General features: G+C 38.8%; 1 protein-coding gene and 1 pseudogene. Both read left to right on the top strand.

The genetic code is table 11. The features are described 5' to 3' along the window. A pseudogene (locus tag F6K49_RS51875) lies at positions 1-848 on the top strand (hypothetical protein); the annotation flags it as partial. 41 nt (positions 849-889) lie between these two features. Continuing rightward, on the top strand, positions 890-1,112 hold a 223-nt coding region (locus F6K49_RS51870; protein WP_293110830.1), incomplete at its 3' end, for a hypothetical protein.

Here is a 1,112-nt window from a genome sequence, read left to right as displayed (position 1 = left end):
TAGAGATGGTTGCTCAAAATGATCATTTTTTACACCAAATGAAATCTATTGAGCATATCCATCTTTTGAGTAGGCGAGGGGTGTCACAATTCTTTAATAACCTCGGTTTTGAGTTTCTGCAATTTGAACAACAGTTGTTCGACTATGACATGTTTTTCGTAGCTAGTCGGCAGCCTTTGGTGCGCTATACTGATGAGCAAATTAGTTACTATCTTCTCAAGAGTCCATCTGGGCGAATGGTTCAGGCATTACTGGACAAATCCTCTGACTTTAATAAACTCAAATTTCAGTATCAAAACATGCAAGTTCAGTATCAAACTAGCGAGACTAGGCGTGCTGAGCTTCTGAAAATTATTGAGCAACAGGATCAAGAGATAGCTTCCTTGCGATCTCAGGTTAATGCAACTGTCACAGACCTCCAGCAGACTAAATCACAATTAACCCAAGCTCACTCAGACCTTCAAGATACTCAGTCACAATTGACCAATGCCCACTTAGACCTTCAAAATACTCATTCACAATTAAATCAATACCACTCAGAAATTCAATATAATCAATCACAATTAACTCATATACACTCAGAACTTCAACATACTCAGTCACAATTAACCCAAATACATTCACACCTTCAGCATACTCAATCACAATTGGCACAGTCACAGGAAAAAATTCAGGATTTTCAGCAAAATCAATTACAGCAGATTCAGAACCAACTGAACGAAGCTGAGGCTAAGTTGAAGGTAATTAATGTAGAAATTGCGGCCATGAAGACCAGTAAGTTTTGGAAACTGCGATCGCTTTGGTTCAAATTTAAAGGGTTGGTTGGTCTCCCTACAGATAACGAATAAAATTTTCAATAATTAACATCAGCTAAAACAGGAGTGTAATCATGGTTGATACGGTGCTTAATCAAGTTGTCAGTGCTAAGGAACCATTCAACAGTTATGAGACAGTGAAAGAAGCTGTGGAAACCATTGATGGTTTCCTAGTTCCTGGTCAAGAAGAGTTTTTATTCAATAAAGTTAAGTCCCTCCCTGAGGATGCTCTTATTGTTGAAGTTGGCTGTTATAAAGGCAGGTCTACGGCAGTTATGGCGTTTGCCTGTGTGGGGA

The sequence above is a fragment of the Moorena sp. SIO3I6 genome, from assembly GCF_010672095.1.
This window is presented reverse-complemented; position numbering and strand designations above follow the sequence as displayed.